The 16,495-nt window shown below is 57.8% G+C and carries 13 protein-coding genes; 12 read left to right on the top strand and 1 reads right to left on the bottom strand.

The features are described from left to right. Position 1: 1 nt before the first annotated feature. From lpxB to ispD, 10 genes are all read left to right on the top strand, one after another. On the top strand, positions 2 to 1,132 hold the full coding sequence (lpxB, locus tag ACP7BE_RS16930) for a lipid-A-disaccharide synthase (RefSeq protein ID WP_095001316.1): 1,131 nt from the start codon (positions 2 to 4) through the stop codon (positions 1,130 to 1,132). A gap of 11 nt (positions 1,133 to 1,143) precedes the next feature. After that, positions 1,144 to 1,752, top strand: a complete 609-nt coding sequence (rnhB, locus tag ACP7BE_RS16925) for a ribonuclease HII (protein WP_095001317.1) — start codon at positions 1,144 to 1,146, stop codon at positions 1,750 to 1,752. Positions 1,753 to 1,830: 78 nt separating this feature from the next. Next, positions 1,831 to 5,352: a DNA polymerase III subunit alpha gene (gene dnaE / locus ACP7BE_RS16920; protein WP_426106604.1), complete on the top strand. Its 3,522-nt coding sequence runs from the start codon at positions 1,831 to 1,833 to the stop codon at positions 5,350 to 5,352. Positions 5,353 to 5,536: 184 nt separating this feature from the next. Beyond that, positions 5,537 to 6,484 (top strand): acetyl-CoA carboxylase carboxyltransferase subunit alpha, encoded by a 948-nt coding sequence (locus ACP7BE_RS16915; protein WP_016781995.1) that lies wholly within the window; start codon positions 5,537 to 5,539, stop codon positions 6,482 to 6,484. Positions 6,485 to 6,614: 130 nt separating this feature from the next. Beyond that, the gene (tilS, locus tag ACP7BE_RS16910) at positions 6,615 to 7,931 is read left to right on the top strand and encodes a tRNA lysidine(34) synthetase TilS (RefSeq protein ID WP_426106602.1); all 1,317 of its coding nucleotides are present in this window, start codon (positions 6,615 to 6,617) and stop codon (positions 7,929 to 7,931) included. A 272-nt stretch (positions 7,932 to 8,203) separates the two neighbouring features. After that, the gene (locus ACP7BE_RS16905) at positions 8,204 to 9,835 is read left to right on the top strand and encodes a CTP synthase (protein WP_029611550.1); all 1,632 of its coding nucleotides are present in this window, start codon (positions 8,204 to 8,206) and stop codon (positions 9,833 to 9,835) included. Positions 9,836 to 9,840: 5 nt separating this feature from the next. Then, positions 9,841 to 10,686 (top strand): 3-deoxy-8-phosphooctulonate synthase, encoded by an 846-nt coding sequence (gene kdsA / locus ACP7BE_RS16900; protein ID WP_016781998.1) that lies wholly within the window; start codon positions 9,841 to 9,843, stop codon positions 10,684 to 10,686. Positions 10,687 to 10,839: 153 nt separating this feature from the next. Beyond that, positions 10,840 to 12,129 carry a phosphopyruvate hydratase gene (gene eno, locus ACP7BE_RS16895; protein WP_095001321.1) on the top strand — a complete coding sequence of 430 codons (1,290 nt, stop codon included), beginning with the start codon at positions 10,840 to 10,842 and terminating at the stop codon, positions 12,127 to 12,129. Positions 12,130 to 12,297: 168 nt separating this feature from the next. Further along, positions 12,298 to 12,576 (top strand): cell division protein FtsB, encoded by a 279-nt coding sequence (gene ftsB / locus ACP7BE_RS16890; RefSeq protein WP_016782000.1) that lies wholly within the window; start codon positions 12,298 to 12,300, stop codon positions 12,574 to 12,576. Further along, a complete protein-coding gene (gene ispD / locus ACP7BE_RS16885) occupies positions 12,573 to 13,277 on the top strand; it encodes a 2-C-methyl-D-erythritol 4-phosphate cytidylyltransferase (RefSeq protein WP_095031493.1) in 705 nt (234 codons plus the stop codon). Before ftsB ends, ispD begins: the two co-directional genes overlap by 4 nt. 115 nt (positions 13,278 to 13,392) lie before the next feature. On the opposite strand, the gene ACP7BE_RS16880 is transcribed toward ispD, so the two are convergent. Next, a complete protein-coding gene (locus ACP7BE_RS16880) occupies positions 13,393 to 14,298 on the bottom strand; it encodes a LysR substrate-binding domain-containing protein (RefSeq protein ID WP_095001323.1) in 906 nt (301 codons plus the stop codon). Between the two features lie 108 nt (positions 14,299 to 14,406). Here ACP7BE_RS16880 and ACP7BE_RS16875 point away from each other — a divergent pair, with 108 nt between their 5' ends. After that, on the top strand, positions 14,407 to 15,519 hold the full coding sequence (locus ACP7BE_RS16875) for an S-(hydroxymethyl)glutathione dehydrogenase/class III alcohol dehydrogenase (RefSeq protein WP_016782003.1): 1,113 nt from the start codon (positions 14,407 to 14,409) through the stop codon (positions 15,517 to 15,519). An 84-nt stretch (positions 15,520 to 15,603) separates the two neighbouring features. After that, complete coding sequence (gene fghA, locus ACP7BE_RS16870; protein WP_170943723.1) at positions 15,604 to 16,455, top strand: S-formylglutathione hydrolase; 852 nt, start codon at positions 15,604 to 15,606, stop codon at positions 16,453 to 16,455. Positions 16,456 to 16,495: the final 40 nt, after the last annotated feature.

Below are 16,495 nucleotides of genomic sequence, written 5' to 3'. Positions count from 1 at the left end.
CATGGCCAGATTGCGTATCGCGCTGGTAGCGGGTGAGGCCTCGGGCGACATATTGGGTTCGGGGTTGATGCGGGCACTCAAGGTCCAGCATTCTGATATCGAATTTATCGGCGTGGGTGGTCCATTGATGGAAGCAGAGGGCATGAGCTCCTACTTCCCGATGGAACGTCTGTCGGTGATGGGCCTGGTTGAAGTGCTGGGTCGCCTGCGTGAATTGCTCAAGCGCCGCAAGCTGTTGGTTCAGACCCTGATCGCCGAAAAGCCCGACGTGTTTATCGGCATCGACGCCCCCGACTTCACCCTCAATATCGAACTTCAATTGCGTCGTGCCGGGATCAAGACCGTGCATTATGTGAGCCCGTCCGTGTGGGCGTGGCGGCAGAAGCGCGTGCTGAAAATCCGCGAAGGTTGCGATTTGATGCTGACGTTGCTGCCATTCGAGGCGCGCTTTTACGAAGAGCACGGTGTGCCCGTGCGTTTTGTCGGGCATTCGCTGGCAGACACCATTCCTCTTGAGGCCGACAAGGCCGGTGCGCGCGCCGAGTTGGGCCTGCCTGACGGGCCGTTGGTCGCCTTGATGCCGGGTAGTCGTGGTGGTGAAGTTGGCAAGCTTGGCGGGTTGTTTCTCGATGCCGCGCAAATAATCCGCCAAGCTCGCCCTGATGTGCGCTTTGTGTTGCCTTGCGCGAGCGCAGCGCGTCGTGAGCAGATCGAGCAGTTGCTGGTGGGGCGCGACCTGCCGCTGACCTTGCTCGACGGCCAGTCGCACCTCGCGCTCGCGGCCTGTGATGCGGTCTTGATCGCATCGGGCACGGCCACTCTTGAAGCCTTGTTGTACAAGCGGCCGATGGTGGTGGCTTATCGTCTTGCGCGTCTCACGTTCTGGATTCTCAAGCGTCTGGTCAAAAGCCCGTATGTGTCGCTGCCCAACTTGCTGGCCCAGCGCATGCTGGTGCCCGAGTTGTTGCAGGATGCAGCCACGCCTGAGGCACTGGCCCGCACCTTGCTGCCTTTGCTTGAGGGTGGTGAAGAGCAGACCCGCGGCTTTGACGAAATTCATCGCACCTTGCGTCTCGACGCTTCCAATCAGGCCGCCAAAGCGGTATTGGACCTGATTGCACAATCCAAATGAGTAAAGTAACCATGCAAATCGGCTTGGACTTCAATCTGGTCGAAGACCTCGTGGCGGGTGTCGATGAAGTGGGTCGTGGCCCCTTGTGCGGTGCTGTGGTAACGGCCGCCGTGATTCTCGACCCCAATCGGCCTATCGCCGGGCTCAATGATTCGAAAAAACTCACTGAAGCCCGTCGCGAAAAGCTCTTCGACGAAATTCGTGAAAAAGCACTGAGCTGGTGCATTGCCCGGGCCGAAGTCGAAGAAATCGACGAGCTGAACATTCTGCACGCCACCATGCTGGCCATGCAGCGCGCTGTTGAAGGGCTGAGCATTACCCCGAAACTGGCCATGATCGACGGTAATCGTTGCCCCAAGCTGGCCATGCCAGCCGAGGCCGTGGTCAAGGGCGATAGCAAGGTACCGGCAATTGCCGCGGCATCGATTCTGGCCAAGGTCAGCCGTGACCGCGAAATGGCTGCATTCGAGCTGCAGTACCCTGGCTATGGCATTGGCGGGCACAAGGGTTACCCAACGGCCGTTCATCTTGCAGCCCTCGAGCGCCTGGGGCCTACACCGATACATCGCCGTTCGTTTGGTCCGGTGCGTCGTGCTTACGAGGCCCTTGAAGGCCTTTAGCCATAAGGCTGATGTTTTTGCCAAGGCCCGGTACAATCCGGGCCTTGTTGTTTCTCAAAGCTTATAGACAGGATCACCATGCCGGCTTCATTCGTTCACCTGCGCCTGCACACTGAATACTCCCTGGTCGATGGCCTGGTGCGGATCAAACCGCTGATCAAAACTCTGGCCGGCATGAATATGCCCGCTGTCGCGGTGACCGATCAGAACAACATGTGCTCCCTGGTCAAGTTCTACAAGGCGGCCATGGGCGGCGGCATCAAGCCGATCAATGGTGCAGACCTGTGGCTGTCGAACAAGGACCCTGAAAACCCCCTCAGCCGTATCAGCCTGTTGGCGATGAACCCGTTGGGCTATCGCAACCTGACCGAGCTGATCTCCCGTGGTTACATCGATGGCCAGCGCAATGGCCAGGTCATCATCGAGCGCGAGTGGGTAGCCGAGGCCGCCGACGGCCTGATCATGCTGTCGGCTGCGAAAGAGGGCGAGATCGGTGTCGCGCTGATCAGTGGCAACACTGAAGAAGCCGAGACCCTGGCCCGAGAATGGATGACGGTGTTCCCTGACCGCTTCTATATCGAAGTGCAGCGCACCAAGCGTCCCAATGACGAAGAGCATCTGCATGCGGCTGTGGCTCTGGCAGACAAGATCGGCGCGCCGCTGGTGGCAACCAACGATGTACGCTTTATCAGGCAACAGGACTTTGAGGCTCACGAAACCCGCGTCTGCATTGGTGAGGGCCGGGCACTGGACGACCCGCGTCGCTCCAAGAATTACAGCGATCAGCAGTATCTGAAAAGCGCCGAGGAAATGGCCGAGCTGTTCAGTGACTTGCCTGATGCTTTGGCAAACACGGTTGAAATTGCCAAACGCTGCAATATCGAAGTAAAGCTGGGCACTCACTTTTTGCCCAACTTCCCGATCCCTGATGGCATGACCATCGATGAATATTTCCGCAAGGTGTCATTTGACGGCCTGGAAGAGCGCCTGAGCGTTCTGCTGCCCAAAGACACCACCGAGGATTACGACACCAAGCGTCAGGTGTATGTCGACCGGCTGAATTTCGAACTGGATATCATCATCCAGATGGGGTTCCCGGGTTACTTCCTGATCGTGATGGACTTTATTCAGTGGGCCAAGAGCAATGGCGTACCGGTAGGACCGGGCCGGGGGTCGGGTGCCGGCTCGCTGGTGGCCTATGTACAGAAGATCACCGACCTTGATCCGCTGGAATACGACCTCCTGTTCGAACGATTCCTTAACCCGGAACGGGTATCGATGCCCGACTTCGACGTCGACTTCTGCATGGATGGTCGCGACCGGGTAATCGAGTATGTGGCCGAAAAATACGGACGCAACGCGGTAAGCCAGATCATCACTTTCGGTTCGATGGCCGCCAAGGCGGTAATCCGTGACGTGGCGCGGGTGCAGGGCAAGTCCTACGGCCTGGCGGATCGTCTGTCGAAGATGATTCCGTTTGAAGTCGGTATGACCCTGGAAAAAGCCTTCGAGCAGGAAGAAATCCTGCGCGACTTTATCAAGGTTGATGAAGAAGCGGCCGAAATCTGGGAAATGGCCCGCAAGCTTGAAGGCGTTGTACGTAACGTCGGCAAGCACGCCGGTGGTGTGGTGATCGCACCGACCAAATTGACTGACTTCTCGCCGATTTACTGCGACGAAGAGGGTGGTGGTCTGGTTACCCAGTTCGACAAGGATGACGTTGAGTCTGCTGGCCTGGTGAAGTTCGACTTCCTCGGTCTGCGGACCCTGACAGTGATCGACTGGGCGTTGAAAACCATCAACCGCGATCGCGCCAAGGTCGACGAGCCGCCGCTGGATATCGCCTTTATCCCGCTGGACGACAAGCCGACCTACCAGTTGCTGCAAAAGGCCGAAACCACCGCGGTGTTCCAGCTCGAGTCGCGCGGTATGAAAGAGCTGATCAAAAAGCTCAAACCCGACTGCCTGGAAGACTTGATCGCACTGGTGGCCCTGTTCCGTCCAGGGCCGCTGCAGTCAGGCATGGTTGATGACTTTATCAACCGTAAGCACGGCCGTGCCGAACTGGCGTACCCGCACTCCGATTATCAGTACGAAGGCCTCAAGCCGGTATTGGCACCCACTTACGGCATCATCCTGTATCAGGAGCAGGTGATGCAGATTGCCCAGGTCATGGCCGGGTATACCCTCGGCGGCGCTGACATGCTGCGTCGGGCCATGGGCAAGAAAAAACCTGAAGAAATGGCCAAGCAGCGCGGTGGCTTTATTGAAGGTTGCGCCAATAACAATATTGACGCTGACCTGGCCGGTAACATTTTCGACCTGGTGGAAAAATTCGCCGGTTACGGTTTCAACAAATCCCACTCCGCTGCCTACGGCCTGGTGTCGTACCAGACCGCCTGGCTGAAAACCCACTACCCGGCGCCATTTATGGCCGCGGTACTGTCGGCGGATATGCACAACACCGACAAGGTGGTGATCCTGATCGAAGAGATTCGCAGCATGAAGCTGCGTCTCGATGCGCCGGATGTGAATGCCTCGGAGTTCAAGTTCACGGTGAACGATGAAGGCCGGATCATTTATGGCCTGGGGGCGATCAAGGGGGTGGGCGAGGGGCCTGTCGAGGCCATTACCGAGGCGCGTCAGGACGGCCCGTTCAAGGATTTGTTCGATTTCTGCGCCCGGGTTGACCTCAAACGTATCAACAAGCGTACTCTTGATGGCCTGATCCGCAGCGGTGCCCTTGACCGTCTGGGGCCGTTTTTCCATGACGAGCCCAAGGCCTGGCAAGCCAACATCGACCAGAACCGTGCGGTGTTGCTGTCGGCGCTGGAAGAAGCGATCAAGGCAGCCGAACAAACTGCGCGCACCCATGACAGCGGGCACGCCGACCTGTTTGGCGGGTTGTTTGTCGAGGCTGATGCGGACGTCTATGCCCACCACCGCAAGGCCAGGGAACTGACGCTCAAGGAGCGACTCAAAGGCGAGAAGGACACTCTGGGCCTGTACCTGACCGGCCATCCGATTGACGAGTACGAGGGCGAGATCCGCCGCTTTGCCCGCCAGCGCATTATTGATCTCAAGCCAGCCCGTGATACGCAGACCGTTGCCGGGATGATTATCGCGTTGCGGGTGATGAAGAACAAAAAAGGCGACAAGATGGGCTTTATCACTCTCGATGACCGTTCGGCGCGCATTGAAGCGTCGTTGTTTGCCGAGGCGTTTCATTCGGCGCAGTCGCTGTTGCAGACTGATGCGATGGTGGTGGTCGAAGGTGAAGTCAGCAATGACGACTTCTCCGGTGGCCTGCGCCTGCGGGTCAAACGGGTGATGAGCATGGAAGATGCACGCACCAGTCTGGCCGAGAGCTTGCGCCTGAAAGTGAACCGGGACGCGCTCAAGGGTGATCAGTTGCGTAATCTGGGCGAGTTGCTGAAAAAACATCGCGGAGCCTGTCCTGTCACCATGGAGTACACGGGCGAAGAGGCCAAGGCCATGCTGCAGTTTGGCGAGACCTGGCGGATCGATCCGGCAGACAGCTTGATTCAAGCCCTGCGTGACCAGTTCGGGCGAGACAACGTCTTCCTCCAATACCGTTGACGGTCAGGGGCCATAGCTGCGCCCTGACCTCGACCTGAATTTTTAATCTCGACCTGAGAGCGCCTGTCCCTTAAGGTAGGCGCGATACAGATCAACCGGCTGCCCCAGCTCGGTTAGAAACGCCAGCAATTGCTGGGTTTCAGACCCTCTGGCATGCTTTGCCGCCGACCCAAGACGGATGCTTATGAACCCGAATTTTCTTGATTTCGAACAGCCGATTGCTGACCTGCAAGCCAAAATCGAAGAGTTGCGCTTGGTTGGTAATGACAATTCGCTGAATATCAGTGATGAAATCTCTCGTCTGCAAGACAAAAGCAAAACGCTGACTGAAGATATTTTCGGCAAGCTGACCAGCTGGCAGATTGCCCGTTTGGCCCGTCACCCGCGTCGTCCCTACACGCTGGACTACATCGATCACATCTTCACCGAGTTCGATGAGCTGCATGGCGACCGCCACTTTGCCGATGACGCTGCCATTGTTGGCGGTATTGCCCGTCTGGACGATCAGCCAGTGATGGTGATTGGTCATCAGAAAGGCCGTGAAGTGCGTGAAAAGGTACGACGCAACTTCGGTATGCCGCGCCCTGAAGGCTACCGCAAGGCCTGCCGTCTGATGGAAATGGCCGAGCGCTTCAAGATGCCGATCCTGACCTTTATCGACACGCCGGGTGCTTACCCGGGTATCGACGCCGAAGAGCGCAACCAGAGCGAAGCCATTGCCTGGAACCTGCGCGTCATGTCGCGCCTGAAAACCCCTATCATTGCCACCGTTATCGGCGAAGGCGGTTCGGGCGGTGCATTGGCCATTGGCGTGTGCGACCAGTTGAACATGCTGCAGTACTCGACCTACGCGGTGATCTCGCCGGAAGGTTGCGCCTCGATTCTGTGGAAAACCGCCGAAAAAGCGCCGGACGCAGCTGAAGCCATGGGTATCACTGCAGAACGTCTGAAAGGCCTGGGCATCGTCGACAAGGTGATTGGCGAGCCATTGGGCGGCGCGCACCGTGACCCGGCTGCGGCTTCTGCGAGCATTCGTGCCGATCTGATTTCCCAGCTCGACATGCTCAAGAAGCTGGATCACGAAGCCCTGCTCAAACGTCGTTATGATCGTTTGATGAGCTACGGTCTCTGATACCTGATTAAAACCGGCCCTCACCCCAACCCTCTCCCGGAGGGAGAGGGAGCTGATTGGTGGTGTTCTCGCTACCGCGTGCGGTCAGTCCCCTCTCCCTCTGGGAGAGGGCTAGGGTGAGGGGCTTTTAATGGCTGACATGTCAACTCTACTTCTGCAAGCCCTCGGCCCCTGGCGCAACGCCAAGGCCTGGCACGTCGCGCTCTCCGGCGGACTCGATTCCACAGTTCTGCTGCACCTTCTCGTTCAATTACGTAAAACCCACTCATTACCGCCTATCACCGCTGTCCATGTGCATCATGGCCTACAGGCGGCGGCCGATGCGTGGCCAGCCCATTGTCAGGCACTGTGTAAGGGGCTTGGAGTGCCCTTGCAGGTGATTGCCGTGCAGGTGCAGGCGGGCGCAAGTGTCGAGCGTGCAGCGCGGGATGCGCGCTATCAGGCGTTTGCGGCGATCAGCGGTGCCGGGGAGGTGCTGCTGCTCGGGCAGCATCGCGATGACCAGGCTGAAACCCTGTTGTTTCGCCTGTTGCGCGGGGCGGGGGTCAGCGGCCTGGCGGGCATGCCGCGCCAGCGTCGCCTGGGCGCAGGACACCTGTGCCGGCCTTTGCTGGACGTATCCCGCGCCCAGCTTGAGTCATATGCCCGAGCACAAGGGCTGAGCTGGATTGAAGATCCGTCCAATAGCCAGACAGACTTTTCCCGCAACTTCCTGCGCCATGAAGTCCTTCCGGTCCTCGCTCGGCGCTGGCCCCAGGCGGCTGCCAGCATGGCCCGCAGCGCAGCGCACTGTGCCGAGGCGCAGGGTTTGCTGGATGAACTGGCCCAGCAGGATTTGCACGCTGCGGGCTCTACCAGCGAGTTTGCCTGGCTTGGCTTGCCCTCCCTGGAACTGACCGCCATCGCCAGCCTGTCACCTGCCCGTCAGCGCAATGCCTTGCGTCACTGGCTGTCAGCCTTCACGTCATTGCCGGACACCGACCATTGGGCGGGGTGGGATGCCCTGCGGGATGCCCGCATCGATGCGCAGCCGGTGTGGAAGCTCGCAGACGGCGAGTTGCATCGTGCCGGTGGACGTATTTGGTGGCTGGCCGGCGAATGGTTGCACCAACCGATTGCCCCGGTGTTGTGGCTCTGTCCTGATCAGGTCCTGGCGCTGCCGGGTAATGGTCGTGTGCATTTTGTCGGGGATATCCCGGATGGCCCTTTGCAAGTGAGCTATCGTCTAGGGGGCGAAGTGATGGCGCAGGCACAGCGCGGTCATCGTGATCTCAAGCGGCTGCTCAACGAGCGAGGTGTTCCGTTGTTTGCCCGTGGCAGATTGCCGCTTCTGTACCGCAATGAGCAGTTATTGGCCGTGGCAAACCTCCCTGGACTGGACTCCAGCCCCTGTGGGCACTGGAAATTGCAGTGGCTGCCAACTTCGAGCGATCAAGGTTTGAGCTGAAAGGGGGTTTCCGGTAGACTACGCTCCCTTCTTGATACAACTTCTGTGGATTCACCAGAATTGCAGATGTTGCCGATTACCAAGCAGTCTTTGCTGGGCGATTTTAAAAAAATGTGTGGCTTGCATCGAACCGGTGGTTTCCATCGGTCTGTTTCAACGCAGCAGTTTTTCGAAAGGTGCACTGTGACTAATGCTGGTGATTGGGGGCTTCGGCCTTCCTTCGCTTTCCCCGGCGGCTCTGACCGCTTTAACGCAGACTTCTAGGGTTTTTCATGACGCGCTACATCTTCGTCACGGGCGGTGTTGTTTCTTCATTGGGGAAAGGCATTGCCTCGGCTTCATTGGCAGCCATCCTGGAGGCGCGGGGACTTAAGGTCACCATGCTGAAGCTGGACCCCTACATCAACGTTGATCCGGGCACCATGAGCCCGTTCCAGCACGGTGAAGTGTTCGTCACGCACGACGGCGCCGAAACCGACCTGGACTTGGGCCATTACGAGCGGTTTATCCGCACGACCATGACCCAGAACAACAACTTCACCACGGGCCGCGTTTACGAACACGTCCTGCGCAAGGAGCGCCGTGGTGATTACCTGGGTGCAACCATTCAGGTAATTCCGCACATCACCGACGAAATCAAACGTCGGATCATCAAGGGCGCCGGCGATGCCGACGTAGCGATGGTTGAGATTGGCGGCACTGTGGGTGACATTGAGTCGCAACCGTTCCTCGAAGCTATCCGTCAGCTGCGCATCGAAGTGGGCGCCAAGCGCGCCATGCTGATGCACCTGACTCTGGTTCCGTACATTGCCACCGCTGGCGAAACGAAAACCAAACCTACACAGCACTCGGTTAAAGAGCTGCGTTCCATCGGCCTGCAGCCAGACGTACTGATCTGCCGCTCCGATCACCACGTTGATGTGTCTTCGCGTCGCAAGATCGCGCTGTTCACCAACGTTGAGGAACGTGCTGTCATTTCGCTGGAAGACGCCGACACCATCTACAAGATCCCGGGCATGCTGCACGCTCAGGGCCTGGATGATTTCGTCGTTGAGCGCTTTGGCCTGGAATGCAACAGCGCCGACCTGTCCGAGTGGGACAAGGTCGTCGACGCCAAGCTGAACCCGGAGCACGAAGTCACCATCGCGATGGTCGGCAAGTACATGGAACTGCTGGACGCGTACAAATCGCTGATCGAAGCGATGAGCCACGCCGGTATTTCCAACCGTACCAAGGTCAACCTGCGCTATATCGACTCCGAAGACATCGAAAACAAAGGCACCGAGCTGCTTGAAGGCTGTGATGCCATTCTGGTTCCGGGCGGCTTCGGTCTGCGCGGCGTCGAAGGCAAGATCACTGCCGTTCAATATGCACGCGAGAACAAGGTGCCATACCTGGGTATCTGCCTGGGCATGCAAGTAGCGGTTATCGAGTTCGCACGTAATGTGCTGGGCTGGAAAGACGCCAACTCCACCGAATTCGATCGCAGCAGCGGCCATCCGGTTGTCGGTCTGATCACCGAGTGGGAAGACGCCACCGGTGCAGTCGAAACCCGTACCGAAACTTCCGACCTGGGCGGCACCATGCGTCTGGGCGCGCAGGATTGCCAGCTGCAAGCCGGTTCCCTGGTTCACGATTGCTATGCCAAGGACGTGATTGTTGAACGTCATCGTCATCGCTATGAAGTGAACAATAACCTGCTGCCGCAACTGACCGAAGCAGGCCTGAAAGTGACCGGTCGTTCCGGTGACGGCGCGTTGGTAGAAGTGGTTGAAGCTCCGGACCATCCTTGGTTTGTCGCTTGCCAGTTCCACCCGGAGTTCACCTCCACGCCACGTGATGGCCATCCATTGTTCACCGGTTTCGTCAAAGCTGCACTGGCGCAACACGAGAAGAAGGCGTAATCAGAATGGCGCAAAAGATTATCCGTGTAGGCAATATCGAAATTGCCAACGACAAGCCAATGGTCTTGTTCGGTGGCATGAACGTGCTGGAAAGCCGTGATATGGCCATGCAGGTGTGCGAAGAGTACGTACGGGTCACCGAAAAGCTCGGTATTCCTTACGTGTTCAAGGCCAGTTTCGACAAGGCCAATCGTTCATCTGTCAGCTCTTACCGTGGCCCAGGCCTCGAAGAAGGCATGCGGATTTTTCAGGACATCAAGGCCGCCTTCGGTGTGCCGCTGATTACCGACGTCCACGAGCCTGCGCAAGCGGCCGTGGTCGCCGAGGTCTGCGACATCATCCAGTTGCCGGCTTTCCTGTCGCGTCAAACTGACCTGGTCGTGGCCATGGCCAAGACCGGCGCCGTGATCAACATCAAAAAAGCCCAGTTCCTTGCGCCTCAGGAAATGAAACACATCCTGAGCAAATGCGAAGAAGCGGGCAATGATCAGTTGATCCTCTGCGAACGTGGTTCCAGCTTTGGCTACAACAACCTTGTTGTCGACATGCTGGGCTTCGGCATCATGAAGCAGTTCGAATACCCGGTGTTTTTCGACGTGACCCATGCGCTGCAAATGCCTGGCGGTCGCTCGGACTCTGCCGGTGGTCGTCGTGCCCAGGTAACCGACCTGGCCAAGGCTGGTATCAGCCAGAGCCTGGCCGGTCTGTTCCTGGAAGCACACCCGGATCCTGACAACGCCAAGTGCGACGGCCCTTGTGCCTTGCGCCTGGACAAGCTGGAGCCATTCCTGGCTCAGCTGAAGTCGCTGGATGAGTTGGTTAAAAGTTTTCCGACAATAGAAACCGCGTAACCCTCGTTTCTCCGGTAAAGTACCGCACGATTTCTCGGGCCTCAGGGCCCGAGCCTTATCGCCCGCAAGGCTGCCCGCTATTTGACCCTTGCCGCCGATAACAATATTTCCCTCAGCTGCGTCGTTTTCGTCAACTTTGGAGTATTTACAACAATGGCAAAGATCGTCGACATCAAAGGTCGTGAAGTTCTCGACTCCCGTGGCAATCCCACTGTGGAAGCGGACGTGCTTCTCGACAACGGCATCATCGGCAGCGCTTGCGCGCCGTCCGGTGCTTCCACCGGTTCCCGTGAAGCGCTGGAACTGCGTGATGGCGACAAAAGCCGTTACCTGGGCAAAGGCGTGCTGAAAGCCGTTGCCAACATCAACGGCCCGATTCGTGATTTGCTGCTGGGTAAAGACCCGGTTGACCAAAAGGCGCTGGACCACGCGATGATCGCGCTGGACGGTACTGAGAACAAAGGCTCCCTGGGCGCCAACGCCATCCTGGCCGTGTCTTTGGCTGCTGCCAAAGCTGCTGCCCAGGACCAGGACCTGCCGCTGTACGCACACATCGCCAACCTGAACGGTACTCCGGGTGTTTACTCGATGCCGGTTCCGATGATGAACATCATCAACGGTGGCGAGCACGCCGATAACAACGTCGACATTCAAGAGTTCATGGTTCAGCCGGTTGGCGCCAAGACCTTTTCTGACGCGCTGCGCATGGGCACCGAAATCTTCCATCACCTCAAAGCAGTGCTCAAGGCCCGTGGCCTGAACACCGCAGTGGGCGACGAAGGTGGTTTCGCACCGAACCTGGCGTCCAACGAAGATGCTCTGAAAGTCATTTCCGAAGCCATCGCCAATGCCGGTTACACCCTGGGCACCGACGTGACCCTGGCGCTGGACTGCGCGGCGAGTGAATTCTACGAAGACGGCAAGTACAACCTGTCGGGCGAAGGCCAGGTGTTCAGCTCCGAAGGTTTTGCTGAATACCTCAAGGGTCTGACCCAGCGTTACCCGATCATCTCCATCGAAGACGGCCTGGACGAGTCTGACTGGGATGGCTGGAAAATTCTGACCGACAAAATCGGTGAGAAAGTACAGCTGGTAGGCGACGACCTGTTCGTTACCAACACCAAGATCCTGAAAGAAGGCATCGACAAGAGCATCGCCAACTCGATCCTGATCAAGTTCAACCAGATCGGCACCCTGACCGAAACCCTGGAAGCCATCCAGATGGCCAAGGCTGCAGGTTACACGGCTGTGATCTCGCACCGCTCCGGCGAAACCGAAGATTCCACCATTGCCGACCTGGCCGTGGGTACCGCCGCTGGCCAGATCAAGACCGGCTCGCTGTGCCGTTCCGATCGCGTTTCCAAGTACAACCAATTGCTGCGTATCGAAGAGCAACTGGGTGCAAAAGCCAAGTACAACGGCCGTGGCGAGTTTCGCGGCTGAGTACTTAATGGTAAAAAGTCAGCAGGTAGTGTCGGAAAGCTCGCCAAGTCGGGTCTTTTGACACTAATCTGATGCTTCTGTATACAAGCCTGGTTCGTCCAGGCTTTGTATTATTCGTTGTTTACGTTTGTCGGCATGGCTGTCTTTTCACTGGATACCTGATATTCGATGCGCAGTCCCAATTGGTTGTTTCTAATCTTGCTCTTGCTGCTGGCAGGCCTGCAGTATCGCCTGTGGGTGGGTAATGGCAGTTTGGCGCAGGTTACTGACCTGACCCAGCAAATAGCCGATCAACGTGCTGAAAACGAAATCCTGCTTGAGCGCAACCGCGTGCTGGATGCGGAAGTGCTGGAGCTGAAAAAAGGCATGGAGACCGTTGAAGAACGTGCTCGCCATGAGTTGGGCATGATCAAAGAGGGTGAAACCCTCTATCAGTTGGCCCAATGAGTTATTTGTCACCGGCCTTCTGGGCCGTGATTCCTGCCGCGGGTGTAGGTGCCCGTATGGCCGCGGACCGTCCCAAACAATATTTGCAGTTGGGTGGCCGCAGTATTCTGGAACACAGCATCAGCTGTTTCCTCGACCACCCGGGCCTGAAGGGGCTGGTGGTCAGTGTCGCTTTTGATGATCCTTTCTGGCCGTCCTTGCCTTGTGCTGCCGACCCTCGGGTTGTGCGGGTAGACGGCGGGCGTGAGCGCGCCGACTCGGTACTCAACGCGTTGTTGCACCTGCATGCGCAGGGCGCGGCAGATGACGATTGGGTGTTGGTGCATGATGCCGCGAGGCCCAACCTGTCTCGGGAAGACCTTAACAAGCTGCTGAGTGAATTGGCTGACGACCCTGTAGGTGGTTTGTTAGCCGTTCCAGCGCGGGACACGCTCAAACGGGTGGACAAGCAGGGGCGTGCGGTTGAAACCGTGGATCGCAGCTTGATCTGGCAGGCCTATACGCCGCAGATGTTCCGCTTGGGGGCGTTGCATCGTGCTTTGGCTGACAGTCTGGTGGCCGATGCAACCATCACCGATGAATCTTCAGCGATGGAGTGGGCAGGTCTGGCGCCGCGTTTGATCGAAGGGCGTTCGGACAATATCAAGGTCACCCGCCCCGAAGACCTTGAGTGGTTGCGTTTGCGTTGGGCCAAGCGCTGATCAGAACCTGCTGAGGTTCTTGTGGGAGCGGGCTTGCTCGCGATGGTATCAACTGAGTTTGCCTGACAGACCGAGTCGTCTGCATCGCAAGCAAGCCCGCTCCCACTGTTAAAAACTACTGCTCCCTCTCCTGATATTCCTCCCGCCTGGCCAACCCCTCCTTCAAGTAATCAACCAGCTTTCTGACTTTGGGCGACAAGTGCCGCTGTTGCGGGTACAGCGCCCATACTGCGGTGTTGGGGGGCTGGTGGGTGTCGAGCAACGACACCAGCGTCCCGGTCTTCAAGTGCTCCAGCACGTAATAGTCCGGCAACTGACAAATCCCTACACCTTGTAACGCAGCATCCAGCACAGCCTGCCCACTGTTGCATCGCCAGTTCCCTTGCACCCGTTGCGAAAATTCGCGGCCGTCCTGCTGCAATTGCCATAGATCTGAACTGCCAATCAGACAATTGTGCCGGCTCAATTCCGACAGGCTATGGGGGCGCCCGTAACGTTCCAGATAGGAGGGCGAGGCGCACATATACATGCGCCTGGGAGCCAGGCGCGTGGCTACCAGTCTTGAATCCTGCAAGCGCCCCAGGCGGATCGCCAGATCCAGGCTTTCATGCACCAGGTCCAATGGCCGGTTGCTCAGTTCGATGTCCACCCGCAATTGCGGGTACAGCCCCATAAAGCGCGTAACCAGCGGCACGATAAAACGTTCGCCATAGGCCACGGCACAGGTCATGCGCAACATGCCCTTGGGTTCGCTGGCCAGATCACCGATGGCACGCAGTGCTTCTTCACGTCCGTCTTGCAGGCGCTGGCAATGCTGCAAAAAAGTTTGACCGGCTTCGGTCAGCGTCACCTTGCGGGTACTGCGATAAAACAGGCGGGTCTGCAATCGCTCTTCAAGTCGCGCTACCTGGCGGCTGATATGGGATGAAGAGACGCCAAGACGTTCGGCCGCCGCTGTGAATTGGCCGCATTCGGCCACAGCGACAAATTCGTCTATACCTTCCCAGCGGTTCTCATTCATGGTTGATTATCCCTGCATGGCAATAATGTTTTGCTTTTGCCTGGATTATTAATCACCTGGCGCTGATTTACACTCTGCGTCTTGTTTTTACTTTGCTGGAGACGATCGATGATCAAGTCACGTGCCGCCGTTGCGTTCGAAGCCAAAAAGCCGCTGGAAATCGTGGAAGTAGACGTTGCCATGCCCAAGGCTGGCGAAGTGCTGCTGCGGGTTGTGGCCTCGGGTGTTTGCCATACCGATGCCTACACCTTGTCGGGCGCAGACCCGGAAGGTATCTTCCCGTCGATCCTGGGCCATGAAGGCGGTGCCATCGTTGAAGCCATCGGCGAAGGCGTGACCTCGGTTGCGGTCGGCGATCATGTCATCCCGCTGTACACCCCTGAATGTGGCAAGTGCAAATTCTGCCTGTCGGGCAAGACCAACCTGTGTCAGGCCATTCGTGCCACCCAGGGCAAGGGCTTGATGCCTGATGGCACTACGCGCTTCTCCTACAAAGGTCAGCCGATTTTCCACTACATGGGCACTTCGACCTTTTCCGAATACACCGTGCTCCCTGAGATTTCGGTCGCAAAAATTCAGAAGGACGCTCCTCTGGAGAAAGTGTGTCTGCTGGGTTGCGGTGTGACGACCGGGATCGGCGCGGTGCTGAACACGGCCAAGGTCAAGCCGGGCGACACCGTGGCCATCTTCGGTCTGGGCGGTATTGGCCTGTCTGCGGTAATCGGTGCGGTGAAAGCGAAGGCGGCGCGGATCATTGCCATTGATATCAACCCGGCCAAGTTTGAAATCGCCCGACAGCTGGGTGCTACTGATTGCGTGAACCCGAAAGACTTCGATCGCCCGATTCAGGAAGTGATAGTCGACATGACCGATGGCGGTGTCGATTTTTCCTTTGAGTGCATCGGCAATGTGCAGTTGATGCGTGCGGCACTGGAGTGCTGCCACAAGGGATGGGGCGAGTCGGTGATTATTGGCGTGGCAGGTGCGGGGCAGGAAATTTCCACCCGTCCGTTCCAGCTGGTGACCGGTCGCGTCTGGCGCGGTTCGGCATTTGGTGGCGTGCGCGGCCGCAGCGAATTGCCAAGCTATGTAGATATGGCACAAAGCGGCGAGATCCCGCTGGATACTTTCATCACCCACACCATGGGCCTGGAAGATATCAATAAGGCTTTTGACCTGATGCATGAAGGCAAAAGCATCCGCACTGTCATCCATTTCTAAATAACTGCGGCAAGTCGAACGCCATAAAACACCTGTGGGAGCGGGGTTGCTCCCACAGGGGGGTGTTTGTCTTGTGGTCTGGAGTTGCCCATGTCTCTTGAGAACATTTCCTGCCAGAAGAGCTTTGGCGGTTGGCACAAGCGTTACAAGCACCGGTCCGAAGTGCTGGGCTGCGACATGGTGTTTGCCGTGTACTTGCCGCCGCAGGCGGAGCAGGGCGCAAAGCTGCCTGTAGTGTATTGGCTGTCGGGTTTGACCTGTACCGACGAAAACTTCATGCACAAGGCCGGGGCCATGAAGATGGCTGCCGAATTGGGCCTTATCATCGTCGCACCGGACACCAGCCCCCGTGGCGAAGGCGTGCCCGATGACCCGCAGGGGGCGTGGGATTTCGGCCTGGGTGCAGGGTTCTATCTGAATGCCACTCAGCAGCCGTGGGCCCAGCACTATCAGATGCACGATTATGTGGTGCAGGAATTGCCGGCTCTGGTCGAAGCGCATTTCCCGGCTTCGCAAAAGCGTGGCATCAGCGGACATTCGATGGGTGGGCACGGGGCGTTGGTTTGCGCGTTGCGTAATCCGGGGCGTTACCAGTCGGTGTCGGCGTTTGCGCCCATCAGCAATCCGATGGATTGCCCGTGGGGGCAAAAGGCATTCTCCCATTACCTGGGAGAAGAGCGGGCGCGCTGGCGTGAGTGGGATGCCAGTGTGCTGATTGGCGAGGCCAGTGAAAGGCTGCCGTTGCTGGTCGATCAGGGAGATCGCGATGACTTCCTGGCTGTTCAGCTCAAGCCTGAAGTGCTGCAACAGGCCGCCAGGCTAGCCGATTACCCGCTGACCTTGCGTTTGCAACCGGGCTACGACCATAGCTATTTCTTCATCGCCAGCTTTATTGACGACCACTTGCGTCACCACGCAAGCGCACTAAGTGCTTAATAGTAGGTAGAATCACGCCCTGACTTAATCGGGGCGTTTT

This window comes from Pseudomonas sp. TWR1-1-3 (assembly GCF_049896805.1).
Classification (GTDB): Bacteria; Pseudomonadota; Gammaproteobacteria; order Pseudomonadales; family Pseudomonadaceae; genus Aquipseudomonas; species Aquipseudomonas bubulae.
Note: the sequence above shows the minus strand (reverse complement) of the source record. Positions and strands in the feature narration are given on the sequence as shown.

Excerpts from the sequence above, each read along its gene's own strand:
- lpxB (WP_095001316.1), top strand. The coding sequence starts at position 2 with ATGGCCAGATTGCGTATCGCGCTGGTAGCGGGTGAGGCCTCGGGCGAC.
- rnhB (WP_095001317.1), top strand. The coding sequence starts at position 1,144 with ATGCAAATCGGCTTGGACTTCAATCTGGTCGAAGACCTCGTGGCGGGT.
- dnaE (WP_426106604.1), top strand. The coding sequence starts at position 1,831 with ATGCCGGCTTCATTCGTTCACCTGCGCCTGCACACTGAATACTCCCTG.
- ACP7BE_RS16915 (WP_016781995.1), top strand. The coding sequence starts at position 5,537 with ATGAACCCGAATTTTCTTGATTTCGAACAGCCGATTGCTGACCTGCAA.
- tilS (WP_426106602.1), top strand. The coding sequence starts at position 6,615 with ATGGCTGACATGTCAACTCTACTTCTGCAAGCCCTCGGCCCCTGGCGC.
- ACP7BE_RS16905 (WP_029611550.1), top strand. The coding sequence starts at position 8,204 with ATGACGCGCTACATCTTCGTCACGGGCGGTGTTGTTTCTTCATTGGGG.
- kdsA (WP_016781998.1), top strand. The coding sequence starts at position 9,841 with ATGGCGCAAAAGATTATCCGTGTAGGCAATATCGAAATTGCCAACGAC.
- eno (WP_095001321.1), top strand. The coding sequence starts at position 10,840 with ATGGCAAAGATCGTCGACATCAAAGGTCGTGAAGTTCTCGACTCCCGT.
- ftsB (WP_016782000.1), top strand. The coding sequence starts at position 12,298 with ATGCGCAGTCCCAATTGGTTGTTTCTAATCTTGCTCTTGCTGCTGGCA.
- ispD (WP_095031493.1), top strand. The coding sequence starts at position 12,573 with ATGAGTTATTTGTCACCGGCCTTCTGGGCCGTGATTCCTGCCGCGGGT.
- ACP7BE_RS16880 (WP_095001323.1), bottom strand. The coding sequence starts at position 14,298 with ATGAATGAGAACCGCTGGGAAGGTATAGACGAATTTGTCGCTGTGGCC.
- ACP7BE_RS16875 (WP_016782003.1), top strand. The coding sequence starts at position 14,407 with ATGATCAAGTCACGTGCCGCCGTTGCGTTCGAAGCCAAAAAGCCGCTG.